Source organism: Streptosporangium sp. NBC_01755, assembly GCF_035917995.1.
Classification (GTDB): domain Bacteria; phylum Actinomycetota; class Actinomycetes; order Streptosporangiales; family Streptosporangiaceae; genus Streptosporangium.
Map to the genome: position 1 here is coordinate 1,469,001 of NZ_CP109131.1, position 25,301 is coordinate 1,494,301.

General features: G+C 68.9%; 21 protein-coding genes. 9 read left to right on the forward strand and 12 right to left on the reverse strand.

Annotated features, from left to right (window positions below):
• The first annotated feature begins 22 nt into the window (after positions 1-22).
• From OG884_RS06550 to hypE, 4 genes are read left to right on the forward strand one after another with little or no spacing between them, the layout of a single operon-like run.
• Positions 23-415 carry a hydrogenase maturation nickel metallochaperone HypA/HybF gene (locus OG884_RS06550; protein ID WP_326643168.1) on the forward strand — a complete coding sequence of 131 codons (393 nt, stop codon included), beginning with the start codon at positions 23-25 and terminating at the stop codon, positions 413-415.
• Positions 390-641 (forward strand): HypC/HybG/HupF family hydrogenase formation chaperone, encoded by a 252-nt coding sequence (locus tag OG884_RS06555; protein ID WP_442811642.1) that lies wholly within the window; start codon positions 390-392, stop codon positions 639-641. Before OG884_RS06550 ends, OG884_RS06555 begins: the two co-directional genes overlap by 26 nt.
• Before the next feature lie 6 nt (positions 642-647).
• A complete protein-coding gene (gene hypD / locus OG884_RS06560; protein ID WP_326643171.1) occupies positions 648-1,775 on the forward strand; it encodes a hydrogenase formation protein HypD in 1,128 nt (375 codons plus the stop codon).
• On the forward strand, positions 1,772-2,986 hold the full coding sequence (gene hypE / locus OG884_RS06565; RefSeq protein ID WP_326643172.1) for a hydrogenase expression/formation protein HypE: 1,215 nt from the start codon (positions 1,772-1,774) through the stop codon (positions 2,984-2,986). Before hypD ends, hypE begins: the two co-directional genes overlap by 4 nt.
• Positions 2,987-3,174: 188 nt before the next feature.
• Here the strand turns inward: hypE and purU are convergent, their stop codons facing one another.
• Positions 3,175-4,029, reverse strand: a complete 855-nt coding sequence (gene purU / locus OG884_RS06570; RefSeq protein ID WP_326643174.1) for a formyltetrahydrofolate deformylase — start codon at positions 4,027-4,029, stop codon at positions 3,175-3,177.
• A gap of 204 nt (positions 4,030-4,233) precedes the next feature.
• Here purU and OG884_RS06575 point away from each other — a divergent pair, with 204 nt between their 5' ends.
• Positions 4,234-4,692 (forward strand): NUDIX hydrolase, encoded by a 459-nt coding sequence (locus OG884_RS06575; RefSeq protein ID WP_326643176.1) that lies wholly within the window; start codon positions 4,234-4,236, stop codon positions 4,690-4,692.
• Positions 4,693-4,966: 274 nt separating this feature from the next.
• Here the strand turns inward: OG884_RS06575 and OG884_RS06580 are convergent, their stop codons facing one another.
• Both OG884_RS06580 and OG884_RS06585 read right to left on the reverse strand, forming a co-directional pair.
• Positions 4,967-5,461: a GNAT family N-acetyltransferase gene (locus OG884_RS06580; protein ID WP_326643178.1), complete on the reverse strand. Its 495-nt coding sequence runs from the start codon at positions 5,459-5,461 to the stop codon at positions 4,967-4,969.
• On the reverse strand, positions 5,458-7,029 hold the full coding sequence (locus OG884_RS06585; protein WP_326643180.1) for an XRE family transcriptional regulator: 1,572 nt from the start codon (positions 7,027-7,029) through the stop codon (positions 5,458-5,460). Before OG884_RS06585 ends, OG884_RS06580 begins: the two co-directional genes overlap by 4 nt.
• 341 nt (positions 7,030-7,370) lie before the next feature.
• Between OG884_RS06585 and OG884_RS06590 the strand changes: the two genes are divergently transcribed.
• The 4 genes from OG884_RS06590 (at position 7,371) to OG884_RS06605 (ending at position 11,193) form a co-directional block, all read left to right on the forward strand.
• Entirely contained in the window at positions 7,371-7,655 is a 285-nt protein-coding gene (locus OG884_RS06590) for a hypothetical protein (RefSeq protein WP_326643182.1), read from the forward strand.
• 504 nt (positions 7,656-8,159) lie between these two features.
• Complete coding sequence (locus OG884_RS06595; RefSeq protein ID WP_326643184.1) at positions 8,160-9,209, forward strand: mechanosensitive ion channel family protein; 1,050 nt, start codon at positions 8,160-8,162, stop codon at positions 9,207-9,209.
• A gap of 19 nt (positions 9,210-9,228) precedes the next feature.
• Positions 9,229-9,627 (forward strand): globin, encoded by a 399-nt coding sequence (locus tag OG884_RS06600; protein WP_326643187.1) that lies wholly within the window; start codon positions 9,229-9,231, stop codon positions 9,625-9,627.
• Between the two features lie 30 nt (positions 9,628-9,657).
• Positions 9,658-11,193 carry a glycoside hydrolase family 13 protein gene (locus tag OG884_RS06605; protein ID WP_326643189.1) on the forward strand — a complete coding sequence of 512 codons (1,536 nt, stop codon included), beginning with the start codon at positions 9,658-9,660 and terminating at the stop codon, positions 11,191-11,193.
• Positions 11,194-11,336: 143 nt separating this feature from the next.
• Here OG884_RS06605 and OG884_RS06610 read toward each other — a convergent pair whose 3' ends face one another.
• From OG884_RS06610 to OG884_RS06650, 9 genes are all read right to left on the reverse strand, one after another.
• Positions 11,337-11,777, reverse strand: a complete 441-nt coding sequence (locus OG884_RS06610) for an acyl-CoA thioesterase (protein ID WP_326643190.1) — start codon at positions 11,775-11,777, stop codon at positions 11,337-11,339.
• Positions 11,778-11,901: 124 nt separating this feature from the next.
• Positions 11,902-13,566 carry an energy-dependent translational throttle protein EttA gene (gene ettA / locus OG884_RS06615; protein ID WP_326643192.1) on the reverse strand — a complete coding sequence of 555 codons (1,665 nt, stop codon included), beginning with the start codon at positions 13,564-13,566 and terminating at the stop codon, positions 11,902-11,904.
• A 25-nt stretch (positions 13,567-13,591) separates the two neighbouring features.
• Positions 13,592-14,890, reverse strand: a complete 1,299-nt coding sequence (locus OG884_RS06620; RefSeq protein WP_326643194.1) for a GGDEF domain-containing protein — start codon at positions 14,888-14,890, stop codon at positions 13,592-13,594.
• Positions 14,891-15,557: 667 nt separating this feature from the next.
• Positions 15,558-16,364 (reverse strand): single-stranded DNA-binding protein, encoded by an 807-nt coding sequence (locus OG884_RS06625; RefSeq protein WP_326643195.1) that lies wholly within the window; start codon positions 16,362-16,364, stop codon positions 15,558-15,560.
• Between the two features lie 160 nt (positions 16,365-16,524).
• Positions 16,525-18,165, reverse strand: coding sequence for a GTP-binding protein (locus OG884_RS06630; protein ID WP_326643197.1), 1,641 nt, complete (start codon positions 18,163-18,165; stop codon positions 16,525-16,527).
• Complete coding sequence (locus OG884_RS06635) at positions 18,162-20,435, reverse strand: dynamin family protein (protein WP_326643199.1); 2,274 nt, start codon at positions 20,433-20,435, stop codon at positions 18,162-18,164. The genes OG884_RS06630 and OG884_RS06635 overlap by 4 nt, the downstream gene beginning before the upstream one ends.
• Before the next feature lie 1,121 nt (positions 20,436-21,556).
• On the reverse strand, positions 21,557-22,789 hold the full coding sequence (gene cobA / locus OG884_RS06640; RefSeq protein ID WP_326643201.1) for a uroporphyrinogen-III C-methyltransferase: 1,233 nt from the start codon (positions 22,787-22,789) through the stop codon (positions 21,557-21,559).
• A 155-nt stretch (positions 22,790-22,944) separates the two neighbouring features.
• Positions 22,945-24,027 (reverse strand): nicotinate-nucleotide--dimethylbenzimidazole phosphoribosyltransferase, encoded by a 1,083-nt coding sequence (gene cobT / locus OG884_RS06645; RefSeq protein ID WP_326643203.1) that lies wholly within the window; start codon positions 24,025-24,027, stop codon positions 22,945-22,947.
• A 68-nt stretch (positions 24,028-24,095) separates the two neighbouring features.
• A complete protein-coding gene (locus OG884_RS06650; RefSeq protein ID WP_326643205.1) occupies positions 24,096-25,007 on the reverse strand; it encodes a sirohydrochlorin chelatase in 912 nt (303 codons plus the stop codon).
• Positions 25,008-25,301 lie beyond the last annotated feature (294 nt).

Here is a 25,301-nt window from a genome sequence, read left to right on the forward strand (position 1 = left end):
ACTCGAATGAGAGGGAACAGTCGTGCATGAATTCGGGATCGCCGAGGCGATCCTCACCGCGGTGGAGAAGCGCGCGGACGGCAGGCGGGTGCGGCGGGCGCGAGTGCACGCGGGTGCCCTGCTTCGCATCACCGAACCGGTGATCAACCAGGCGTTCTCCGCGATCGCCGACGGGTCCGTGGCCGAGGGCGCCCAGGTGGACCTGGTCATCGTCCCCGTGCGGATGACCTGCCGCTCCTGCGGCAGTACGTCCGCCTCCGTCGACCCCTTCACCGTCTGTGCGGGGTGCGGCGGCACCGATATCGACACCGAGGGCGGCGACGACCTCGTCCTCGAATCCATCCAGATGGCGGAGGCCGCTCATGTGCCTGGGAATTCCCGGGGAGATCGTGGAAATCCTGTCGGACCGTCCTGACCTGGCCATGGTCGATGTCAGCGGCGTCAAGCGCGCCATCAACATCGGCCTGCTTGAGGGCGAGTTCATCGTGCCGGGCGACTGGATCCTCATCCACGTCGGGTTCGCGCTGTCGAAGATCGACGAGGTGGAGGCCAGGGCCGCGCTCGACTTCCTGGAAAGCATCGGCCAGGCGTACGAGGACGAGATCTCGGCCCTCCGAGAATCCATGATCGAAGAGGGGTGAGGGCTGATGCGTTTCGTCGACGAGTACCGCGACGCGGAGAAGGCCCGGATGCTCGCCGCGCGGATCACCGCACTCTGCGAGCCGGGCCGCGACTACAAGTTCATGGAGGTGTGTGGCGGGCACACCCACACGATCTACAGGCACGGCCTGGAGGACTACCTGCCAGGGGCCGTCACGCTGGTGCACGGCCCCGGCTGCCCGGTCTGCGTCATCCCCATGGGACGGATGGACGACGCCATCCACATCGCCGAGCAACCAGATGTGATCATGACGTCGTTCGGCGACATGATGCGGGTGCCCGGCGGTAACGGCTCGTTCCTCGACGCCAAGGCGCGGGGCGCCGACATCCGGCTGGTGTACTCCCCGCTGGACGCGCTGAAGATCGCCCGGCAGAATCCCGGCAGGCGCGTGGTCTTCATGGCCATCGGGTTCGAGACCACGGCACCCTCGACGGCGATGACCGTCCTGCGTGCCGAGGCCGAGGGGATCGAGAACTTCTCGATCTTCTGCAACCACGTGACGATCATCCCCGCGATCAAGGCGATCCTGGACTCCCCCGACCTGCGCCTGGACGGGTTCATCGGCCCCGGCCACGTCTCCACCGTGATCGGCTGCCGGCCGTACGAGTTCATCTCCCGTGTCTACGGCAAGCCCCTGGTGGTGGCCGGTTTCGAGCCGCTGGACCTACTGCACACGGTCTACCGCCTCCTCGCGCAACTGGCCGAGGGACGTTCGGAGGTGGAGAACCAGTACTCCCGGGTGGTCCCGTGGGACGGCAACCTCAAAGCTCTGCACGTCATCAATCAGGTGATGGAGCTGCGACCGTACTTCGAGTGGCGCGGGCTGGGTTTCATCTCCCAGTCGGCCCTCAGGGTCACCGAACGGTACGCCGCCTTCGACGCCGAGCGGATCTTCCAGATTCCCGGCGGGCGGGTGGCCGACCCGAAGGCGTGCCAGTGCGGCGAGGTGCTCAAGGGAGTGCTCAAGCCCTGGGAGTGCAAGGTGTTCGGCACCGCGTGCACCCCGGAGACACCGATCGGCACGTGCATGGTCTCGTCCGAGGGCGCCTGCGCGGCGTACTACAACTTCGGCCGGTTCTCGCGCGAGCGCGTCAGGGAGGCGACTCGGAGGTGAACGACGGAGAGGGCTACGCCGGGCCGGGCGAGGGGCCAGGTGGGGAGCAGCGGGTCCTGGAGCGGACGAGAAAGACGGGCGGCGACACATCCGACCGGGAGCAGCGGGTCCTGGACCGGACGAGAAAGGCAGGCGGCCCCGACACATCCGACCGGGAGCAGCAGGTCCTGGACCGGATCGAGCGGGTACGGCGCCGCAGGGCGCGCGTGCGGGAGGAGCTCATCACCCTGGCGCACGGCGCGGGCGGCAAGGCCACGCAAACCCTGATCGAGGCGGTGTTCCTGGAGTCGTTCCGCAACCCGATGCTGGAACCCCTGGAGGACGGCGCGGTCACCGACGGGCTCGCCTTCACCACCGACTCGTTCGTGGTGACGCCGCTCTTCTTTCCCGGGGGCGACATCGGCGACCTCGCGGTGAACGGCACGGTCAACGACCTGGCCATGTGCGGGGCCCGCCCCCGCTACCTGTCGGCCGGATTCATCCTGGAAGAGGGCTTTCCCCTCGCCGACCTGCGGCGCATCACCGCCTCGATGGCCCAGGCCGCGCGGGTGGCGGACGTGTGGATCGTCACCGGCGACACCAAGGTCGTGCAGAGGGGCAAGGCCGACGGCTGCTACGTGACCACCTCCGGCATCGGGACACTGGAGCGGCCCATCCGGCTGAGCGTCGCCGCCGCGCGGCCGGGTGACGTGGTCATCGTGTCCGGGCCGATCGGCGAGCACGGGATCACCGTCATGCTGGCCCGGGGAGAGCTGGACATCGAAGCCGACCTGTGCTCCGACACCGCACCGCTCAACGCCCTCACCGGCCTGCTGCTGGACGCCTGCGAAGACGGCGCGGTACGTTGCCTGCGCGACGCGACCCGCGGTGGGGTGGCGACGATCGTCAACGAGATAGCCGGGGCCTCGCAGGTCGCCGTCGTACTCGACGAGGACGCCGTTCCGGTCCGCCCGGTGGTGCGGGGGGCGTGCGAACTGCTGGGGATCGACCCACTCTACGTCGCCTGCGAGGGCCGGATGGTCGCGGTGGTGGCCGAACAGGCCGCCGAGGCGGCACTGGCCGCCCTCCGCTCCCATCCACTCGGCTCCGACGCGGCGATCATCGGACGGATCAACGACGACCCGCCGGGGCTGGTCCTGCTGAGGACCTCCTTCGGGGGCACCCGCATCGTCGACCTGCTGGTCGGCGACCCGCTGCCGAGAATCTGCTGATAACCAGCGAATCCATGAGGTTCTGGACATGAGCAAGAGACAGAAACCCGAACACACCAGCGGGCATGGCAAGGACACCCCGGGGGAGCGGGGGCGCTCCTCCGGCGTGAGCCACGCGAGCGAGGAGGTGGTGCGATCCGGCAACCTGGCCTTCGGACACCCGCCGGGCGACAGGCGGAAACGGGACGCTAGCGGGGGAAGACGATCGTCTTGTGGCCGTCGAGCAGGACGCGCTGCTCGGTGTGCCAGCGGACGGCACGGGCCAGGGCCTGGCACTCGACGTCGCGGCCGATGGCGGCGAGGTCGTCCGCGGAGTGGGTGTGGTTGACCCGGGCGACCTCCTGCTCGATGATCGGGCCCTCGTCGAGGTCGGCGGTCACATAGTGCGCGGTCGCGCCGATCAGCTTCACGCCACGGGAGTGCGCCTGGTGGTAGGGCTTGGCGCCCTTGAACGACGGCAGGAACGAGTGGTGAATATTGATCACGTTGCCCGCGAGCTTGACGCAGAGGTCCTCGGACAGCACCTGCATGTAGCGGGCGAGCACCACCAGGTCGGCCTGGTAGTGATCGACGAGGGTCAGCACCTCCGCCTCCTGCCTGGACCTGGTCTCGGGCGTGACCGGCAGGTGATGGTAGTCGATGCCGTACGACTGGGTGAGCGGCCGCAGATCCGGGTGGTTGGAGACGACCGCGACGATCTCGATGTCGAGCAGGCCCGAGCGTGTCCGGTAGAGCAGGTCGTTCAGGCAGTGGCCGAACTTGCTGACCATCACCAGCACACGCGGCTTGACGGACGCCTCCCGCAGCTTGAAATCCATGCCGAACTCGGGGGCGAGCGCGGCGAAGGCCTCGCGCAGTTCCCCATCGGGCAACGGAGAGGCGAACTGCACCCGCATGAAGAACCGCTCGGTCACGGCATCACCGAACTGCTGGCTCTCGATGATGTTGCAGCCCCGTCCGGCCAGGAGACCGGAGACCGCCGCCACCACGCCAGGACGGTCCGGACAGGACAGCGTCAACACAAACTCGGCCCTGGAACTCATGCCTTCACCCTTGAGCTGGAGCGGTCGGATCGTAAGGTACTTCCACCTGACCTGGGCAGAGTACAGCGAATCCCGGTGCCACACCCAGCCGGTCGGCACGCGGCGAGCCAGGAGGTGGGAAGAGCCACCCGGACACGGGTCCCCCGGCCGGCGGAGTCCGCACGGATCCCCCGGACGGGGCGGCGATGGTAGCGTCCCTGACCTATGGACGCCCCTCAGCCGAACGACCGGCCCGCTGCCCGGGTGATCTGCGTGGACTCCTCTGGCCGGGTGCTTCTCATGCACTGGCGTGACACCGTCGGCGGCCGACGCCTGTGGGAGCCACCGGGCGGCGGCATGGACCCGGGCGAGCCCCCCCTTGACGCGGCACGGCGGGAACTCGCGGAGGAGACGGGCCTGCCCGGCGAGGCGGTGGTGGACCGCTGGGTGCCGGTACGCCGGGACTTCCACTGGCTCGGCGTCCACTACGCCAAGACCGAACGGTTCTACCTGGCCAGGTTCGAGGGCACTCCCGAGGTGAGCCCGGGGTCGCTCAGCGCGGAGGAGGACACCACCTACCTGGGCTTCGGCTGGTTCTCAACGGAGGAGATGGCCGAGCTCCCCGACAGCCTGGAGCCCCCGGACCTACGGGAAGTCGTCTCCCGCGTCACCCGGCTGGGGTGATGCGACCGTCGGGCAAACCCGGAAATACCGTATGGCGCGGCCCTCGATCTCGAAGATCGAGGGCCGCGGTCGGCAGAGAACGATTCCCCCGGCCGGGGAGAATCTCACCCTTTGTGGATGGCGCTGGCAATGCCACCGAGCCTGGACACGCCAAATTTGTGAACAATGATCTTTTTCATCGCACTCACCCGAGGACGGCGATAGACACAAAGAACAATTATTCGAATATTTCACGAATTGGCAATGCCGAATAGTGAAGCGGCCTAAGTTCAGGTCACTTCATTAATGTGGACATAGCGGCCATTAGATCTTTTTCTCCATAAATCACCACAGATCCCCCTCGTTCTTCCCTGCGGACCTCGCGCCACCCGAACTTGCGGTAGAGCTCCATCGCCGCCGGTTGACTCAGGGTGGTATCCCCACGAAGCCGTACGTAGCCGAGTTCGATCGCCCGCGCCTCCAGCGCGACGACCATCTGGGCGCCGAACCCACGACGCTGGAACTCCGGATGAACCCGCATGCGGCACATCTCCGCGGTCTGGTCGTCGACGCGACGGAGCCCGCCCATCGTGACAATACGCCCGGCAGGGGTCTCACCCACGAGGAACTCTCCCCGGTCGGCGAGGTAGATCTCGTGGATCCTGGGGAAATCGTCCTCGTAGTAGACACCGTCCCCTGGCGCGAGGCCGACCTGGGCGAGGCATATCTGGTGGAGTGCCCAGACGGATTCGATGTCGGACCAGCGATAACGCCGAAGCCTCGGCCTCAACTGCCACCCCCGCCGGCCACCGAGTCCTCCGGCCACGCGCCGCGACCGCGCAGCGATTCCAGGTAGACCTTGAGCTTGGGATGCCCGGGAGCCTTCACCTCGGCCTGCCTGCCCACCTCGTGGGCGCGCTGCATGAGGATGTCGGGCCTGCACGCCTCATCGAGACCCGAGATCGTGCGCTGGGCGATGTCCAGCGCCTCGTCCACATCACCCTCAAGGATCTTGCACTGGGCACGGTCGAACTTGATGAAGGTCGGGTCGAGCCAGTCGGTCGGGCCGTACTTGGTGAGCGCCTGTTCCAGGATGAGGTCGGCCTCCATCGCCTGCCCGAGCTTGACCAGCGCGTCTCCCTGGTGGAAGTAGAGCTGTCGCTCGGTGTAGCCGAAGGTGGCGTCGTCCTGGTCCGCGGCGGCCATCTGGGAGAAGGCGACCCTGGCCCGGGAAAGCGCCCGCTTCGCCTGGTCGACCACGTCCTTCTTGCCCGTGCCCGACATCATCGCCAGCGCACGGGCCTCGACCACCGGGGCCATGGCCTGGGCCGCGCAGGGCGTCTGCCCGGCCAGGTCACGGCTCTTCTTCGCGAGGTTGAGCGCCTCGCGCGGGTCACCGTAATAGAGCGGGACCAGAGCCTCCCTGGCCGTGACCCACGCTCTCAGCGCACGGTCGCCGGTCTCGTCCGCGGCGGTCCTGCCGGTCCTGAAGAAGGATCGGGCAAGCCTGTGGTCGCCGAGATTGACCATGATCATTCCGCTCAGACCGGCCAGCTGGGCCGCCATGCGACATAGCCGTTCCTGCAGGTCGACCGGCTGGCGCCGCTCCATGGCCTTGCGCACCGCACTGAACTCCAGCATCACGTCGCACAGCAGCCTGAGCGGGGGGGTGTTCATGTACTGACGGCCGAAGCCGATGGTGGATTCCTCCCACTGGTCGAGCATCGCGGGCGAGACGGTGGCCGAAACCAGCGTGTCGTCCATCCGTCTGCGGATGCTCTCCACTGATCCGAGCACCTGTCCGTCCAGCGCGATGCCGCTGCCGGCCAGGAGCTGTAAGAGTGTCCTCCGTAACACGTTCTCGTCCTCCTCGCTCCCATCCGCGGAAAGTTCCAAGCCGATCGGCTGGATCAGCAGCTCGCGCGGATCAGGGGATGTGTCGGGTCTTCCATCCTGGAGATCGCCTCGGACGACACCGGGCATTCTGTGGCCGTGGCCGCAGATGCACGGGCCGTCGTACCCGAGGGAGGCCGGCTCGACCCGGTAGGCGGAGCACAGGTAGTGCAGGTACTCGGGACCGGGCCGCTTCAATCCGCTCTCGTACGCGGACAGGAGCGTCTCACCGATGCCAGGGGCCGACTTGCCGTCGCGTTCGAACAGCGCCCGTATCTGTTCGATGACGTCCGCGAGGGCGACACCATGGGCAAGGCGGTGACCTTTAACCCGGGTAGTCCCGAATTGCGAATTGCATTTCTCGTAGATTTCCCCGGCTATCTGCGCCGAGGACTTCCCGACGGCCAGGCCACGGGCCCGGACCTGCCGTGCCAGCTCTGTCTCCCTGTGCTGCCTGCCGGACATACCGGCCCCTCTCTCGCGGCCAGCTGGGCTGGCTGGCACACTTAGTCCCGACCGGTCCTCTCTCCATTGACACAGTGTGATCTATTCGTCGCACTACGCCTACCGAGAATGATGGACCACGTTTGACTCATCCGGAACGTGCTAATAAAGCCGTCGGCTAAGAATCGTCCCCCGGCGGACTGTTTCTTTCAACCTACTTGGCACAACGCCCACCCTGAACTGGGTTTTCCCTGAATTGACCCATGGGGCCACTGTGAGTCATCTTTGGCGAGCAGCACCGAAGGCGTGATCAAGCGAACACGATTCGGTGCCGGCGAACCAAAACCACGAGGAGGGGCGAGGTGGGTGAAGACGACTTCCGGCACCTGGAGCGACTGGTGACGGAGCTTGACTGCCGCGGGCTGCACGCCCGTGTGGTGCGGACCCACTCCGGCCGCGCGTTCGTGCGTGTGATCAATCCGAAGGCGACCAGCCTGGCGGAGAACGTCACCTGCCGAGCACAGGCCGCCCCCAGCCACCGGGATTGGTACTACTGGTGGTCCTGGGGTGAACGGATGCACACGGTGGAGGACCCCGCCGGTGCCGCGACCAAGGTCGCACGCGTACTCGCCGCGGTAGGGGAATGAGGTGAGCGGCGCGGAGGGCTTCACCTGCCCGACGCGCCGCGCCTACCACGGCCCGGCGGAGCCGACGGGGGGACCGGTGCGGAGCGTCCTCGGACGCTGGTCACCCCGTCGGCTCCGAATCGTCCGAGCCGGACCGCTCAACCGCGCCGCGTCCCACGAAGGACCACCGGCCTGACACGCGCGGGCCTCCACCGGCGGAACCGCTGAGGCTCGCCCGAGCCGAAGCCACGAACTGCTGTAAGGCAAAGGCTGCCGCCTGGTCTCTCGTCCGGGCGGTGAGTAGGAGGGATCCCCCTCGGGAACGGCACGGGACACGCTTCCGGGTGCGTGTCCCGTCCGGGCCGCCCGTCACCGGGGCATCCGGGTCCGCCCCCGCGGCCCCAGATCCGAATGTCCCCGTCTTCCCCGGCGTGATGTGACGGAGGCCGGTTCGATCGGCAATATGGGTAGGTCGCATGACTCGCCCGTCTGACCCGTCGATCCGATCCGAGAGGGATCCACTCCGTGTTCTTGCTTTCCCCCACGCCCATCCCCAGCCCCAGCCCAACCCCCAGCACCACCCCCAGCACCAGCGTCACCCCGACCCCCGGCCCCGGAGTCGTGGTCGAGGAACTCATCGACATGAGCGCGGGATTGACAAAGGGCTGCGGGAACGGCGGAGGGATGATCTGCGACTTCGTGCAGATGATCGTACCCGTGAGCTGGGCGGCCCCCGTGATCGCGGGCATGATCGCCATCGCGCTGGTCGTGATCATCGCGTTGCTCCTGCGCAACGTGGCGCACCGGCTGATCAGCCGGGTGGTGCGGAAGGCCTCCGCCGAGCGTGCGTCCCTGGCGGGACGGCTGCGCGGCAGGGAGGCGGTGACCCCCGAGGGCCTCGACGCGATCGTGGCCGAGCGGCGCAGACAGCGGGCCGAGACCATCGGTTCCGTGCTCAAGCCGGTCGCCTCGATCATCATCCTGGGCACCGCCGTGCTGACCGTCCTGGATCGGCTCTCCGTCCCCATCGCCCCCCTGCTGACCAGCGTCGGCATTCTGGGCGTGGCGGTCGGCTTCGGCGCCCAGGAACTCGTCAAGGACTTCATCGCAGGCATGTTCATGCTTCTGGAGGACCAGTACGGCGTGGGCGACGTGATCGACGCGGGTACCGCGATCGGCACCGTGGAGGCCGTCACCCTGCGCATCACCCGCCTGCGCGACAGCGACGGCCGGGTCTGGTACATCCGTAACGGCACCATCACCCGCGTCGGCAACGCGTCGCAGGGCTGGTCTCGCGCCACCGTAGACGTGCCCGTGGCCTACGCCTCCGACATCCCCGTGGTCCGCGACCTGCTCAAGCAGGTCGCCGACGAGATGTGGAACGACCTCGCCTTCCGCGACTCCATCATCGTCGAGGAGCCGCAGGTCTGGGGCATCGAGCAGATCTCCGAAACCGCCGTCATCTTCAGGGTCAGCGTCAAGACCATCCCCTCCCGGCAGGCGGAGGTCGCCCGCGAGCTCCGCATCCGGGTCAAGTCCGCCCTCGACCACGCCGAAATCCCGATCGCCGGCTGACGTCGATTAGGCTGGGGACGTGTCCGTTATCCCCGGGGAATCCCAGTCCTTCTACGACGCCGTCGGCGGCGAAGAGACCTTCAGACGTCTCGTGCACCACTTCTACCAGGGAGTGGCGGCCGATCCGGTGCTACGGCCGCTGTATCCCGAGGATGACCTGGACGGGGCCGAAGAGCGACTACGCCTGTTCCTCATCCAGTACTGGGGCGGCCCCAACACCTACAGCGCACAGCGAGGCCACCCGCGCCTGCGGATGCGGCACAACCCGTTCGTCATCCGCTCGGTCGAGCACGACGCCTGGCTCAGGCACATGCACGACGCGGTGATCTCCCTGGAACTCCCCGAGGACCTGGAGAAACGTCTCTGGGACTATCTCGTGTACGCGGCGAGCAGCATGATCAACGCCCCTGACGCATAAAAATCGTCAAGCGGGGGCAGTCCAAAGCACATGGAATCCCCCTGGTGGCGTGATGCCGTCGTCTACGAGATCTACGTTCGCAGCTTCGCCGACGCCTCCGGAGACGGTGTCGGCGACCTGCCCGGCATCCGGCAGCGCCTGCCGTACCTCGCCGAACTCGGTGTGGACGCGATCTGGCTGACCCCCTTCTACCGCTCCCCCATGGCCGACGGTGGCTACGATGTGGCCGACTACCGTGACGTCGACCCCCTCTTCGGCACGCTCGCCGACTTCGACGAGCTCGTCGCCGAGGCGCATCGCCTCGGGCTCCGGGTGATCGTGGACATCGTTCCGAACCACAGCTCCTCGGCTCACGCGTGGTTCCAGGCCGCGCTGCTCGGCGAGGGACGCGACCGCTACATCTTCCGTGACGGCGGTGATCTGCCTCCCAACAACTGGCAGTCGACCTTCAGCGGCCCGGCCTGGACCAAGACCTCCGACGGGCAGTGGTACCTGCACCTTTTCGCCGCGGAACAACCTGACTTCAACTGGCGCAACCCCGAGGTGCACGCCGAGTTCCTCGACGTGCTGCGGTTCTGGCTCGACCGGGGGGTGGACGGGTTCAGGATCGACGTGGCGATGGGCCTGTACAAGGCCGAGGAGCTGCCGGACACCCCGCCGCAGGACCAGGCGTTCAAGGCCGAGTCGCCGATCTGGGGACGGCCCGAGGTGCACGAGGTCTACCGCGCCTGGCGCAAGGTGCTCGACTCCTACGACGGCGAGCGGGTGGCGGTCGGCGAGGTCTGGACCGACTCCGTCGAGGATCTCGCGCTCTACCTTCGCCCCGACGAGCTCCACCAGAGCTTCAACTTCGCCTGGCTGGAGGCCCCCTGGTCCGGGCCCGCGTTCAAGAAGATCATCGATGACACGCTGGCCGCCGTGACCGCTCCCACCTGGGTGCTCTCCAACCACGACGTGGTCCGCCACGTGACCCGGTACGGTGACGGCCTGACCAATTCCACGACGGGCCTGGCCCGCGCCCGCGCGGCGCTGCTCGCCATGCTCGCCCTACCGGGCTCCGCATATCTCTACCAGGGGGAGGAACTGGGCCTCCCCGAGGTGAAGAGTCTTCCCCCGGAGGCCCGCCAGGACCCCATCTTCGCCCGCTCCAAGGGAGAGCTGCCCGGCCGCGACGGCTGCCGGGTTCCCATCCCCTGGTCCGGCATGGCCGAACCGTACGGCTTCTCGCCCGATGGAACACGGTCCTGGCTGCCCCAGCCCGTCGAGTGGACCGTGCTCTCCGCCGAGCGCCAGTCGAGCGACCCCGGCTCGACGCTGAGCTTCTACCAGGAGGCCCTGCGCGTCCGCCGAGCCCTCCGTGGCACGCTGCCCGAAGAGATCAGCTGGCAGGAGGCCCCGGAGGACGCCCTCGTCCTCAACCGGGGTTCCCTGATCTGCGTCATCAACTGTGGTTCCGCGCCGGTGCGACTGCCGCCGCACGACCGTGTCCTGATCGGCAGCACCCCGGTGGAAGGCCACCTGCTCCTGCCGGACACCGCGGTCTGGCTGCAGGCCCCCGAGGTCTGACGGCTCCCGGCGGACGGGCCTCGGGTCTGACGGCTCCCGGCGGACGGGCCTCGGGTCTGACGGCTCCCGGCGGACGGGCCTCGGGTCAGGAGGCCGGCGGACGGGCCTCGGGTCAGGAGGCCGGCCTCGCTCCTGGAAGGGCCTCAGCCCGCGGTGAACCTGCGCAGGTAGGCGAGCTCGCCGGAGTTCAGCCGCCGGGGAGAGGCACTCTCCACGTCGTAGGCCACGAGCACCGAGCGGGCCTTGACGAAGATCTCGTCATCGTCGCGGATCTCGTACGCGAGGGTGAACCGCACCGGACTAACCTTCGTCACCCACGACTCCACCCGGACCGGGTCGGGACGGAAGGTGAGGGGGCGCCGGTAGTCGATCTCATGCCGGGCGATCACCAGTCCGGCGAAAGGAGCGTTTCCCTCGCGCTGGGGGTCGATGTAGAACATCCCCGACCGCGCGTCCTCCAGATAGTCGAGGAACCGCACGTTGTTGACATGACCCAGCGAGTCGATGTCGGCGAACCTGACAGCCCTGGGGAACACGTGTCGGTGGCCATGGCCGACCTCGTCCGCGATGCTCTGTCCAAACACACCCAGAACCGTAGCGAGCCCCCGGTTCCCGTCGTACGGCGGGGGCACCGGGAGCTCGTCGGATCGTGCGGTCGCGACCGGGAGCGCACCTGACGCGGCCCGCGTCAGGTGCGGCGAGGCGGGGTCAGTCGCGGGTGAGCTTACGGTAGGTGACGCGGTGCGGCCGGGCCGCGTCGGCGCCCAGACGCTCGATCTTGTTCTTCTCGTAGTCGGCGTAGTTGCCCTCGAACCAGAACCAGTTCGACCCCTCTTCCCAGGCCAGGATGTGGGTCGCGATGCGGTCGAGGAACCACCGGTCGTGCGAGGTGATGACCGCGCAGCCGGGGAACTCCAGCAGCGCGTTCTCCAGGCTGGAGAGCGTCTCGGTGTCGAGGTCGTTGGTGGGCTCGTCGAGCAGGAGCACGTTGCCGCCCTGCTTGAGGGTGAGCGCCAGGTTGAGCCGGTTGCGCTCTCCGCCGGACAGGATGCCCGCCTTCTTCTGCTGGTCCGGGCCCTTGAACCCGAACGCGGCGATGTAGGCGCGCGACGGCATCTCGACCTGGCCGACCTTGATGTAGTCGAGCCCGTCGGAGACGACCTCCCAGACGTTCTTCGCCGGGTCGATCCCTCCCCGGCTCTGGTCGGCGTAAGAGATCTTGACGGTGTCACCGACGATGATCGCACCGTTGTCCGGCGTCTCACCACCGGTGATCATCCGGAACAGAGTGGTCTTGCCGACACCGTTCGGGCCGATGATGCCGACGAGGCCGTTACGCGGCAGGTCGAAGGAGAGGCTCTCCATCAGGACGCGCTCCTCGAAGCCCTTGGTGAGCTTCTCGGCCCGGATGACCGTGGTGCCCAGACGCGGGCCCGGCGGGATCTGGATCTCTTCGAAGTCGAGCTTGCGGTACTTGTCGGCCTCGGCGGCCATCTCATCGTAGCGCTGCAGGCGCGCCCGGCTCTTGGTCTGGCGGGCCCTGGCGTTGGAGCGGACCCACTCCAGCTCCTCCTCCAGGCGCTTCTTGCGCTTGGCGTCCTTCTGACCTTCGAGCTTGAGCCGCGCGGCCTTGGCCTCCAGGTAGGTGGAGTAGTTGCCCTCGTACGGGTGGCAACGGCCGCGGTCGAGCTCCAGGATCCAGGTGGCCACGTTGTCCAGGAAGTAGCGGTCGTGGGTGACGGCCAGGACGGTGCCCGGATACTTCTCCAGGTGGGACTCGAGCCACTGGACACTCTCGGCGTCGAGGTGGTTGGTGGGCTCGTCGAGCAGGAGCAGGTCGGGCTGCTCCAGGAGCAGCTTGCAGAGGGCGACCCGGCGACGCTCTCCACCGGAGAGCTGGGTCACCTCGGCGTCCGGCGGGGGACAGCGGAGGGCGTCCATCGCCTGCTCCAGCTGACTGTCGAGATCCCAGCCGTTGCGGTGGTCGAGGGCGTCCTGAAGCTTGCCCATCTCGTTGAGCAGCTCGTCGCTGTAGTCGGTGGCCATCAGCTCGGCGATCTCGTTGAAGCGGTCGAGCATCGCCTTGGTCTCGGCGACACCCTCTTCGACGTTGCCGAGGACGGTCTTGGATTCGTTGAGGGGGGGCTCCTGCTGGAGCATGCCGACGGTGAAGCCGGGCATGAGCCGGGCGTCGCCGTTGGACGGCTGCTCCAGGCCCGCCATCATCTTCAGCAGCGTCGACTTTCCGGTGCCGTTGGGGCCCAGGACACCGATCTTGGCACCCGGTAGGAACGACAGCGTCACGTCGTCTAGGACGACCTTGTCGCCGTGCGCCTTGCGCACGCGCTGCAGTGTGTAGATGTACTCCGGCATGCCTTTAGTTTAAGGCCTGGAAAGTTCAGCTAGGGGCGGCCTCGGATCCGGGCCTGCGGGCCGGAGGCACGATGGTGGCCGACAGACAGATCTGGTCGCGGCCGAGCTCCTTGGCTCGGTAGAGGGCGAGGTCCGCCGCGGCGAGCAGTTCGATCAGGTCGTCCCCGTGCACGCTCATGATCGCGACACCGACCGAGATGGTCACGGTGATCATGTTGTCGTCGGCCGGGACCGCCATCCGTCCCACCCGGGAGCGCAGCCGCTCGGCAACCCTGCGGGCCTCTGTCACGTCGGCTCTGGGCAGCAGGACGACGAACTCCTCACCGCCGAACCGGCCCACCACGTCGTAGTCGCGCAGCTGGCTGCGGATGGTGTCGGCCACCTCGACGAGGACCTGGTCGCCGATCAGGTGACCGTAGGTGTCGTTGACCCTCTTGAAGTGGTCGATGTCGACGATCAGCAGCGCGAGTGTCTCACCCGTGCGACGCGCTCTGACGATCTCGGTGTCGGCCTCTCGCTGCCAGGCCGCGGCGTTCAGCAGGCCGGTCTTGAGGTCGGTGCGGGCCGCGGCCTGAAGCTGGGCGTGAAGCAGGCTGCGCTGGAGCAGCACCACGGGAGGCAACGCCAGAACCAGCAGAGCCAGATTGAGCCCGCAGGTGATGGAGATGGTGACGCCGAGGCAGAGTTCGACGACGTCGAGGAGCAGATTCTCCCGGTTCCACAGGACCTCCCGCCAGCGACTGTCGGGGTCGGCGGTGTGCGCCGCGATGGCGATCAGCGCGGTGTTGATCACCGTGAACAGGACCGCGCAGCCGACGGCCACCAGGATCGGCCCCCCATCGCCTCTGGTCAGCGCGCTCAGGTCGCCGACCGCGGTGTGGAAGAGCAGGGAGGCCGCACATCCGGCCAGGCCGATCGCCGCCGAGCTGAAGACCCGCCGGTAGACAACCGTCGCACGCACCCGCCTCTGCAGCAGGAACTGGAGCGGAATGGGCGCCAGAAGAGCGTAGAGCGGCGGGAGGAGCAGTGCGGCGGGCAGCCACCAGGCGGAGAGCAGGTCCCGGTGGACGCCGGCCGGCATGCCAAGCCTCCGGGTCGCCTCGATGCACACGGCTCCACACGCCATCAGCGCGGTGAAGGTCAGCACATCGGACCAGCGGAAAACACCGGATACCACGAAGAACACGATCGCGGCGAGATCCAGCGCCACTACCCCGCAGAGGTAGCCGACCAGCGGGCGACGCTGTCCGAGCAAGGGCCAGCGGTCGACCAAGGGTGTCATGCCGTCGCGCGGTTTGACCGAGGTGTGACTAGGAGCCGCCATGTCGTCCCCCTCTCCGACTAACGATGTGTAACACAATAGTTGCGGAGTGTGCGACGCGCGATGGGAACCGCTACCTTTGACGGAGTGGGCCAGCCCACCGGTTGACCTACGTTTTGGAAACCGCTCGCTCGCGAGCGGGCCGTGTGGGAAAGGAGCAAGCCATGCTGCGGGGCGTGACCTGGACCTAACAGGTGTCTTGGGCATCTGACACGGGCAAGACCATCGGCTGGTTATCTCGGCCTCTCCGCGCCTCCGCGTCTCCGCGGCGAGACACCGACCATGCCCGGCCGGTCCCCCCTCACTCCGCTCGCACCAGGCCCCTTTCCGTGCGAGGCCTTGTACCCCGTCAGACATCCTGCCCCTGCGAAGTCCCCCTTCATCGGACGCCCGCCCGTCCTCATCTTCCGTCCGAAATCTTCCGTTCGAAATCTTCCGTTCGAATCTGTGCCCACCCCCTGTCCGTCTGTCCGTGTTCTTCCCCTGCACGGACCCGTGTTCTTCCTCTGCACGGACCCGTGCTCATTCCTCTGCCCGGACCCGTGCTCATTCCTCTGCCCGAAGTTCGATCTCCCGCCCGTCTCGAACGTTTTCTCCGCACACCTCTCCGGCCTCGGATGGCCGATCGGGTGGGGAGGCCCGCGTCCCGGGCCTCCCGGCGGGAAACGGCTCAGGCCGCCACACGCTCCCGCATCGGCCAGGGCGTCTCATCACTCACCTCTGGGCGGACCTTCGCCGCGCCCGGCACTGCCCCGGCCGTCTCCTCCCCGGCGCCCCCCGCAGCCGAGTCGTCGGCCCCCGCGGCGTCTCCGCGCTTCGTGGCTCCCTTCACCGCCTTCCTTCTCCTGGTCACGGCCCCTCCCTCCTCCGTTTTCTCCCCGGCGGAGTCGTGATCCACCGCACCTGAGGCAGCCTCAGCGGCGTCTCCGTGAATCGCACCACTCTCGGCCGGCCCGCCGGTCGGCGCGGCCCGCTCGTCGTCGAGCCCGACCTTCAGCGGGGAGGAGGCGCCGAGAGCCACCGCGTCCACGGGGGCGCCACCGCTCATGGCCCAGTCGGACGTCTCGCGGTCGAGCTCGCTCCGCTCCGCGCTGCCCAGCGCCGCGACCGGGCCGCCGCGCTGTGGCTTGCTGAAGCTCCCGAGCCCCCAGCGCAGGTCGTGTCCGAGTGAGTTGGCCTCCACCTCGGGCATGAATCGGCGCTCGCCCTCGTGGGTGAACTCGCGGATCCGCAACCGTCCCTGAACGACGACGGGCTGGCCCAGCTGGACCGACTGGGCGACGTTGTCGGCGAGCCCGCGGAAGCAACGGACGCCGAAGTAGGTCGTCTCGCCGTTGCGCCACTGCTGGTTCTCCCGATCGAAGTAACGACTCGTCGAGGCGATCTTGAGCGAGGTGACCCGGGAGCCGTCGGGGAAGGTGTGCTGGCGCGGCGTGGCCGCGACATTACCGGTCAGCGTGACATGGATGTCGTTCATCGTGCCTCCCATGAGAGCCGGCCGAGTGCCGGCGGCATGAAAGACACGATGGCCCGAGCCGTTCCCCTCGCGAGTAACCGAATCACGCTCTGGGGACAACCATCGGACACGCGGCCAAGCTGTGGACAAGCCGGCGTCACGCGTACCCGGGCGGTGGGAATCAGCCTCGCAGGCCCCGCATGGCCGAGTAGAACTCGTTATAGCGGGTCAGCTCGCGCTCCACCGGCTCGATCACCATGCTCTCCGCGAGCCCGGCGACCCTGCGGCGCATCTCACGCTCCAGCGCGTCACGCTCGTTGCCGGCGCCGAGTACGACGAAGTTGCGGCTGGCCACCGCGGTGAGCAACCCGAGCCCGAGTACGGAGAACATCATCAGTCCCACCCACGGCAGCGAGGCGACGTCGCCGAACAGCTCCAGCCCCGCCGGCGGCCTCCCCGCGCCGAACACGCCGTAGGCCAGAGCCGCGCCGACCCAGGCGAGGCCCGCGACGAAGAGCAGGACCAGCAGGTACTGCCAGGCGAGAAGCAACCGCCACCAGCCAGGAACCCTGTCCAGGCGTGGTGCGACCTCCGAGAGCTCCTCCGACAGCACCTGGGGCAGCTGCGCCGAGCGGGAGCGCGCGGCGTCCCTGACCCCGTTCTGCCACGCCTCGTGCATGCCGGAGGTCAGGCCGTCGGCGAGGGCGTGGACGGCGGTGTCCACCTCGGCCGGCTGCGCGCTGACCGAACCACCGGTCAGGCCGCGGATCTCGTCTCGCAGGTCGCCCAGGCGCAGGCTGTTCAGCGGATCAGGGCGGAGCTTCGCCGCCCAGCGGGTGTAGGGCCAGCCGATCCACTCACCGGACCTCGCGGCGTACACGTTCTCCATCGCCTCGCCGACGGCGGGGACTCCGGCCGCGTCGCAGAGGGCATCGGTGAGGCCGATCCGGCGGGCGTCGTCAATGGAGGAGGGCGGCGCCAAGGTACCGTCGGCGGGCATGACCTTCGCCAGGCGGAGTGTCAGCCGGTCGAGGTCGGCCTCCAGGCGCTGGGTCGCGGCCCTGCGCCTGGACACGGTCTCGGCGAGGACGGCCTTGAGGTCGTCCACGCCCGTGCCCGTGATCGCCGAGGTGGTGACGACCACGGGATGCTCGACCCCCTCGCGGTAAAGAAGGTCCTCCAGGTCCGCGACGCACTCGGTCAGCTCCTCCTCCTCCAGCCGGTCGGACTGGTTGAGCGCGAAGATCGTCACCGCCTCATGCCCGGCCAGATCGGTCACGTAGCGCCGGTGCGTGGAGGCGTCGGCGTACTTCTGCGGGTCGAGCACCCACACGACGAGGTCGGCGATCTGGATCAGCCGGTCGGCCTCGGTGTCGGTCAGCGCCCGGATGGAGTCGTGGTCGGGCAGGTCGAGCAGGATCAGCCCGTGCAGCCGGCTCTCCCCGCGGTCCAGGGCGCTGGCCCGCGCGAAGCGGTGGCGCCACTGGATCTGCAGCCAGTCGAGCAGTGGTCCGGCGCCGTCCAGGCCCCAGACGCAGGCGTGGGTACGGGCCGTGGTCGGGCGGCGCACTCCCGTCGGCGACAGCTCCAGGCCGGAGATCGAGTTGAACAGTGTCGACTTGCCGCTGCCCGTACCCCCCGCGAGCGCTACCACCGTGTGGTCCGAGGAGAGTTTGAGCCTGTCACCTGCGCGCAGCAGCAGCTGCCCCGACTCGGTGAGGAGCTTGGGCTCGACCCTGCCCGCCCCCAGCTCCACGATCCGAGCCAGCGCGGCGAGCCGGCTGCCGAGGCCTTGGCCTGACTGGGTGGTGCCAACACTCATCGGGCGACCTCAAGGTTGTACGTTGCCTGGTAAAGGCGAGTAGCGGCGGATTCATCCGGTATGCCGGCACTGTCGAGAGCCTGGATGTAACGCGCCGTCTCGTCGTCGAAGAGCATGCCGATCCGGGCGCGGAGATCGCTCCGGGCCTTCACCCCGATGTTGCGCAGCGACTCAGCGCCGAGCAGTGCGTGTACCAGCCGTTGCGGCAGCGCGCCGGCGCCGTTCCGTACCTCCGAGGAGCCGTAACCGAGCAGCCCGATGGTCAGGATCAGTGCCAGGGACTCGACGTCGAACGAGATCACCCTGGCCACCGATCGCTTGGTCACACCCTCGGTGCGGATCAGCTCGATGATGTGCTCCTGCCAGGCCGCGACGGTCCTGCCGGCCCTGCGTGGAAGATTGTCGGACGCGCGACCGAGATCGGAGGCCACCGCCAGGACCCCCTGCGAGCCCGGACGGTTCGACCAACGCGAGGCGGCCTCCTCCGCGGCCCGTTGCGCCGCGGAGACGACCACCGACTCCAATCCCGTCCGCAGCGCGGATTTCAGCGCGCTGAGCCGCTCGGGTGCCTGATGGCTCGCCTTGCCCGCGAAGCGGCCGGGCTTGCGCAGGTGGAGGGTACGCATGAGATCGCCAGAACCGGCGAAGTCCTGCCAGCGGGCGAGAACCTCACCCCGGAGCAGCGAGCCGTCGCCGGTGCTCTCGTCGATCTCGACCAGCGCCTGGGCATAGGCGCTCTCCACGTCGGCGCGGAGATCCCTGCGGAAGGCGACCTGGATCTCCAGTTGCTTGGCCAGGGCGGGGACACGAGTGCGGAAGCTGTTCAGCACCCCGTCCAGGGTGGCCCGTACGGCCTGCTCTCGACGCCGCTCGTCAACCGACAACTCGGTCAGCCAGAGGCGCAGCTCGCTCACCTCGTGGTCGGGGAGCATGCCGTCGGTGACCTTGCCCTCGTTGACGACGAACCGGTCGACCTCTCCGAGACCGTACTCGGTGAGCATCCTGACGAAGTGCTTGGTGATCACCTCTCTGGACTTGGACGGCACCCTGGAGAGCACGATGGCCAGCTTGGCCCCGCGTTCCTTGGCCAGGCGGAGCAGCCGCCAGGCCGGGGCGTCGGCGTAGCGGGCGGCGGTGGTGACGAAGATCCACAGATCGGCCACGTCGAGCATGCGGTGGGCGATCTCGTGGTGCTCCTCGACCACCGAGTCGATGTCGGGGGTGTCGAGCAGTGCCACGCCGGGAGGGAGGCGCTCGGTGGAGACGAGCACGAGGCCGCCGGAGGCCGCCTCGGGGTCGGGCTCGCTCAGCCGCCGGAGACTACCGAGCATGTCGCCCTTGGCGAACCACTCGTGGTCGTCGGGGTGGCAGGCCAGGACAGGCGTTCCGGTCGTCGGACGGCGCACGCCGGTCGCGCTGACCCTGGCGTTGGCCAGTGTGTTGAGGAGCGTGGACTTGCCCGCGCCGGTGGAGCCCGCGACCACGACGAGGGCGGGCGCGGTGCTCGTGTGGACGCGGGGGATCACGTAGTCGTCGAGCTGGGCCAGGATCTCACTCTGGACCCGCCTGGCCTCCTCGGCGCCGGGGATGTCCAGGCCGAAGCCGAGATCGGTGACACCGGCACGTACGGCGGTGAGCGCGCTGCTCAGGGCCTCGGAGACGGCGTCGGGAAGCGGCGTCTCCCGCGTCCGGTCGCCCGGCGACCCCGCGTCCTTCCCGCCTCCGGCCTTCCCGCTCCCGCCGTCCTCGTCGTTCTCGTCGTTCTCGTCCGCGTCGCCGGCCCCGTCCAGGACCTCGGCTCCGGCCTCGCCATCGCCATCGCCATGAGTCTCTTCACCGTGAGCCTCGTCGCCATGAGTCTCTTCACCGTGAGCCTCGTCGCCATGAGTCTCTTCACCGTGAGCCTCATCGACATGAGTCTCGTCGCCATGAGTCTCGTCGCCGGTCTCGGCGGGCTCGCCATCACTTCGGGCCGCGCCACCGGTCCCACCGGTCTCGCTCTCCCGCGGAGTCCGCTCATCGATCTCAGCGGGCTCGGCGTCGCGCTGAGCCCCGTCGCCGGTCAGGGCCCGCTCTCCGACCTCGCCGCCATCCTCGGCTCCGCCGGCGCCCGGCATCCCGGCGTTGCTCTTCGCTCCGTTCTCCGACCCGTCGCGATGCCCCTCACGGGGCGCGTCCCCGGTCTCACCGTCATCCGTGAGGAGGACGACGACCTCGTCGGACTCGGCGTCCTTCTCGGGCTCCTTCTGCTTTTCCTGGGGTCTGCTCACCCGAAGGGGCGGAGCGGTGGCCTCGGCGCGTGGCCGCCCGTCCTCGGACCGGGGGGAAAAGCCGTCATTCGCCGTACGGGAGGAGATCCCGGCACCTTCCCCGGGGGCGGAACTCGAAGCACCACCCCCGAGATCACCGGCACGGGGAGCGCTCGGGGGAACGGGGGCACCTGGGCGAAAGAGCGCACCGGGACCGGCCTGGGGAACAGGAGCACCGGGAGAAGGTGCGACGGGGCCACCACCGGCACGGGGAACGCTCTGGAAAGCGGGGCCCGGACGGAAAATCGCACCGCGAGAACCGATGGCGGGATCGTCCCCGTGAGAAGCGCTCGCAAAACCCCCCTGGAAGGCGGGAGCACCCGGCCTCGGAGGGACACCGGGAGGAGCGGTGGCAGGGCCACCGCCACGCGAAGCATCGGGGGAAGGATGGGCGCCTTGCCCCGGGGCCGCCCCCGGCGGGGCGGGAGCGCTTCCACGGGGAGCACCCGGCGGGGCGGGAGCACCGCCACGGGGAGCCTTCTGGGGGGCGGGGGCACCGCCGCGGGAGGCTGCCGGGGAGGCGCTCGGACCGGGGGCCGCACCGGGCAAGGCCGTACCAGGGCCGGACGAGGCCGTACCAGTGCCCGACGAGGCCGTACCGGGACCGCTGCGGGAGGCACCGGAGGGACGGCCGCCCGGGGCGCCGGCGGAGGTGGGGTTGACCGTTTCCCGGGAGGTGGTGATGGCGGCGATCGTGGCCTGGGCGGCAGCCGCGGCGGCGTGGAAGGCCGCCATCGCCTCCGCGGAAGCAGGCGGGGCGGCTGGACCGACCGCCCCACCCGGGGCGGCTGGACCGACCGCCCCACCCGGGGCGGCTGGACCGGCCTTCCTGCCCGGAGGCGTGGCGGGACCCGCTGTTCCGCCGGAGGGCGCGGCGGGACCGGCCGCACCGGCGGAGGGCCGGGTGCGGGCGCGGATGGAGGCGGCGTCGTCGTCCGGACGGATGGCGCCGAAGGTCACCGTCTGCTCGCCGGGGGATTCCTGGTCATCCGACGGGGTGTCGTCGAGTGGCTCCGGGGGGGTGCCGGCGAGGCGAGGGTCACGGCCGCCACCTGAATGGGGGGGCCTGCTGGAAGCCGATTTCACGGTACTTGCTCCGCTCGAACCATCTCGATCTCCTGGCCGACCTTCACGACATCGCCGACGATCACGATCGCAGGTGGCCGAATCTCAGCCGCGCTTACGCGCTCCGCCACGGTGGACAGCGTGGCGTAAAGAGCGCGCTGGGTCGGAAGGGTACCGTCCTGTACCACCAATACGGGAGTTTCCGGCAAACGTCCATCATGAATCAGCGTTTCGGCGATCACCCCGATCCGCTCGACCGCCATCATAAGCACCAGCGTGCCGCCGGATCTGGCCAAATTGGGCCAGTCGACCGTGGATCTCTCGTCGCCCGGCGGGACGTGTACGGAGATCACGTGGAATTCCTGGCTGACACCGCGATGCGTCACGGGCACGTTGGCGGCGGCCGGGACCGCGACCGGGCTGGTGATGCCGGGGACCACGACCACCGGGATGCCCTCGCGGGCGCAGGCGAGCAGTTCCTCGCCGCCTCGGCCGAAGACGAACGGGTCGCCTCCCTTGAGCCGGACCACGAACTTGCCCTGCTTGGCGTGCTCGATCAGCAGCTCGTTGATCCTCTCCTGGGCCATGTAGCGGCCGTAGGGGATCTTCGCGGCGTCGATCAGCTCGACGTCCGGGGAGAGCTCGTCGAGCAGGGCCTGCGGAGCGAGACGGTCGGCGACGACCACGTCGGCCTGGGCCAGCAACTGCCGCCCACGGACCGTGATCAGGCCGGGGTCGCCGGGTCCGCCGCCGACCAGGGCGACGCCCACGGGCTTGGTGCGATTGCGCCGGGCGTCGACCGTACCGTCCCTGAGGGCTCCCACGACGGCGTCCCTGATCCCGGCGGCGCGCCGGGGATCGCCTCCGGCGGTGATGGCCACACTGATCTCGTCCACCTTGCCGCTGGCGGGGGTCCAGGCCGCGGAGGCGTCCTTGTCGTCGGCGCGCACGCACCAGATCCGCTTCGCCTCGGCCTCCTCGGCCACGGCGGCGTTCACCTCGTGGTCGTCCGTGCAGGCCTGCACCAGCCAGGCCCCGTCGACGTCGCCGGCCTGGTAGCGCCTGGTCTCCCAGGTCACGCGGCCTGTCGCGATGAGATCGTCGAGGGCGTGCGTGACGCTCGTCGAGACGATGGTGACCAGGGCGCCCGCGTCGAGCAGCGCCGGCACCCGCCGCTGGGCGACGCGCCCGCCGCCCACGACGAGCACCCGCCGCCCGGAGAGACGCAAGCCGAGCAGGTAGGGCGACATTGCGACCGATCTCCCGTTCACGAGGAATTGTGAATCATGGCGTGCTTAAGAGGTAAACCTACCGGCTAATGGCGCTCTCTTTGCTGCGCCTGTGTTAACAGGTGTCAAGAGAGGGCTGACTGTTGTCAACCGGTCGGGTTCAAGCCTTCCGCAGGTCAGGCTTCCTTGTCCGTCACACCGGCGGAATCGAAGGTCGCGACCTCGTGCATCACCCTGGCTGCGGCACAGACGAGCGGGTGGGCGAGCAGGCCGCCGGTGCCCTCGCCGAGTCGGAGTTCCAGCTCCACCAGGGGGCGCAGGCCCAGGTGTTCCAGGGCCGCGGCGTGACCGGGCTCGGCCGAGCGGTGCCCGGCCACGCAGTGGTCGACGACATCGGGGGCCAGTGCCGCCGCCGCCAGTGCCGCCGCCCCCGCGATGACACCGTCCAGGATGACCGGCACCCGCAGAGCGGCCCCGGCGAGGACGAACCCGGCGATCGCCGCGTGCTCCAGGCCGCCGACCGCGGCCAGCGTCTCCAGGGCGGACACCGGGGAGACGGCACCCGGCTCGCGCTCCAGGCCGTTCACCCGGAGTGCCTCGCGGACCACCTCGATCTTGCGTTCCAGGGTCTCGCCGTCGATACCGGTGCCCCTGCCGGTCACGGCCGCCGCCTCGTGCCCGGTGAACGCACAGATCAACGCGGCCGAGGCGGTCGTGTTGGCGATGCCCATGTCTCCGGTGATCAGGCAGCGGGCACCTCCGTCGACGAGGTCGCGAGCGTGCGCGATCCCGGCCTCCAGGGCCGCGACCGTCTGCTCGGGGGTCATCGCCGGCCCTCGGGACAGATCGGCCGTACCGTACGCGATCTTGCTGATCGTCAGACCGGGCGCTGGGTCGAGGTCGGCGGCCACACCGACGTCGACGACCGTCACCGAGACACCGACCTGGGCGGCGAAGGCGTTGGCCACGGCGCCGCCCGCGAGGAAGTTGCCGACCATCTGCAGGGTGACCTCCTGCGGCCACGGGGTCACGCCCCTGGCGTGGACTCCGTGATCGGCGGCGAAGATCGCCAAAGCCGCGGGGACCGGAAGCGGCGGCGGGCTGACCGCCGCGGCCCCGGCCAGCCGTACCGCCACGTCCTCCAGGACGCCCAGCGCGCCCCTGGGCTTGGTCAGGCGGTCCTGGTGGGCTCGGGCCTCGGCGACGGCCGCCGGGTCGGCGGGGCGGATCGCCGCGATGGTCTCCTCAAGCATGGTCATGCGCTCCAGTCTCCCCCGAGAACAGCATTTCCGAAAAAACACGAAAGAGCCATCGAGGGGTCACCGGATCACCAGGCGATGCCGCTGAGCGCCTCCTCGTAGCGCTCGATGACCACGTCGGCCAGGCCCTCGCAGTCGCCGATGACGTCGGCGCAGCGGACGTCCAGGTTCGAGTGGCCGGCGGCGTAGGCCATGGCCTGAGCCCAGACACGGTCGAGCAGACCGCCGGCGAACAGCAGGTAGGGCACGACGATCACGCGCTTGGCGCCGAGGCGTCGGCAGCGCTCGATGCCGCCGGGGACGCCGGGCGGGGTGAGGGAGACGAAGGCCGTCTCCACGGTCATGTACTCGTGGGCGTGGGTCTCCCAGAAGAGCCGGGAGACCCGGTGCACGTCGGCGTTCGTCTCGGGGCTGGTGGAGCCGTCACCGACCAGGACGACGGCGGTCTCGCCGATCTCGATGTGCTCGGGCTCCTCGTCGAGCGGCCCGGCGGCGGCGGGGACCAGCCGGAGACTGGCGACCTCGGCGGCGGCGTCGGCCAGACGCTCGGCGAGCAGCGCGAGGATGCGGGGGTCGGAGCCCAGGGGACGGCCGTAGTCGCAGGTGAGCATGGGATGCCGCTCCTGCTCGCGAGCCATCGCGGCAGGGATGTCCGTGCCGAGCCACACGTCGCCGGTGAGACTCATGGGCTGGGCCACCATCCGGTGGTGCCCACGCGCGACCAGCGAGGCGACGGAGTCGCTGAGGCGTGGCCTGGCCTTGCCGATGTAGCCACCGGAGACGTCCGCCGCCGTCTGGTCCAGGCGGCAGCGGAGCCGATGGATGAACCTGCCGAATTCAGCGGATCCGCTGTCGTTGTGCGAGCCCTGTCCGATAAGCAGCAGCGGCGGTTTCGTGACTCCTCCGCTCCCCGAGGAGAGCGGCTTCTCGCTTCCCTCGGGGGAGGCAGGCGACGGCCAAGCCCTGACCGCTCCAGACATCGGAACCGTAGCAGGGAAGCAATTCACCTGCCGGGTAAATCCGGCAGGCCCCTCGCTAAATATCATGGAAACCGGACTCCAATGACCTTGACCTGGGACTACGCAGTAGCGACTCGCGACGATATCCGATTTTGACACCGCATGAACAGGTAACGGATCGGTAAATTCTGTCTTTTCTTCCGTTGACCCGACAGATGACGAGGATCGGATCGACCGCGGCGGGCGACGCTCCCCCGCGGGTCGGCCCATGTGGATCACACGCCCTGGCACGTTAGCCGGACACGCGGGAGGCGT

Excerpts from the sequence above, each read along its gene's own strand:
- ettA (WP_326643192.1), bottom strand. The coding sequence starts at position 13,566 with ATGCCGGAGTACATCTACACACTGCAGCGCGTGCGCAAGGCGCACGGC.
- OG884_RS06625 (WP_326643195.1), bottom strand. The coding sequence starts at position 16,364 with ATGAACGACATCCATGTCACGCTGACCGGTAATGTCGCGGCCACGCCG.
- OG884_RS06650 (WP_326643205.1), bottom strand. The coding sequence starts at position 25,007 with ATGTCTGGAGCGGTCAGGGCTTGGCCGTCGCCTGCCTCCCCCGAGGGA.
- OG884_RS06605 (WP_326643189.1), top strand. The coding sequence starts at position 9,658 with ATGGAATCCCCCTGGTGGCGTGATGCCGTCGTCTACGAGATCTACGTT.
- OG884_RS06630 (WP_326643197.1), bottom strand. The coding sequence starts at position 18,165 with ATGAGTGTTGGCACCACCCAGTCAGGCCAAGGCCTCGGCAGCCGGCTC.
- cobT (WP_326643203.1), bottom strand. The coding sequence starts at position 24,027 with ATGACCATGCTTGAGGAGACCATCGCGGCGATCCGCCCCGCCGACCCG.
- hypD (WP_326643171.1), top strand. The coding sequence starts at position 648 with ATGCGTTTCGTCGACGAGTACCGCGACGCGGAGAAGGCCCGGATGCTC.
- OG884_RS06575 (WP_326643176.1), top strand. The coding sequence starts at position 4,234 with ATGGACGCCCCTCAGCCGAACGACCGGCCCGCTGCCCGGGTGATCTGC.
- purU (WP_326643174.1), bottom strand. The coding sequence starts at position 4,029 with ATGAGTTCCAGGGCCGAGTTTGTGTTGACGCTGTCCTGTCCGGACCGT.
- OG884_RS06620 (WP_326643194.1), bottom strand. The coding sequence starts at position 14,890 with ATGGCGGCTCCTAGTCACACCTCGGTCAAACCGCGCGACGGCATGACA.
- OG884_RS06585 (WP_326643180.1), bottom strand. The coding sequence starts at position 7,029 with ATGTCCGGCAGGCAGCACAGGGAGACAGAGCTGGCACGGCAGGTCCGG.
- cobA (WP_326643201.1), bottom strand. The coding sequence starts at position 22,789 with ATGTCGCCCTACCTGCTCGGCTTGCGTCTCTCCGGGCGGCGGGTGCTC.